The sequence below is a fragment of the Streptococcus suis genome (assembly GCF_002960445.1).
Lineage (GTDB): Bacteria > Bacillota > Bacilli > Lactobacillales > Streptococcaceae > Streptococcus > Streptococcus hyiners.
On record NZ_POJD01000038.1, the window covers coordinates 1 to 318 of the forward strand.

Consider the following 318-nt stretch of genomic DNA (forward strand, 5'->3'; position numbering starts at 1 on the left):
CTACATTTGTGTAGATTTTTTGGACGTCTTCGTCGTCTTCTAGGGCATCGTAGAGTTTTTCAAATGTTGCGAGGTCATCGCCTTCAAGTGATACTTCTGATTGTGGGATCATTTCAAGTTCAGTGACGTTGAACTCTTGGATTCCTGATTCTTTAAGTGCCACGATTGCCTTGTGCAAATCAGTTGGAGCTGTATAGACAGTGATTGTGCCGTCTTCTGCTTCTACGTCATCCACTTCGACATCTGCTTCAAGGAGCAATTCGAAGATCGCATCTGCATCATCACCAGCAAAGACAACCACACCTTTTTTATCAAACA

General features: G+C 43.1%; 1 protein-coding gene. It reads right to left on the reverse strand.

The annotated features are described in order from the left end of the window. On the reverse strand, positions 1-318 hold a 318-nt coding region (locus tag C1G53_RS00200), incomplete at both ends, for a YebC/PmpR family DNA-binding transcriptional regulator (protein ID WP_192873090.1).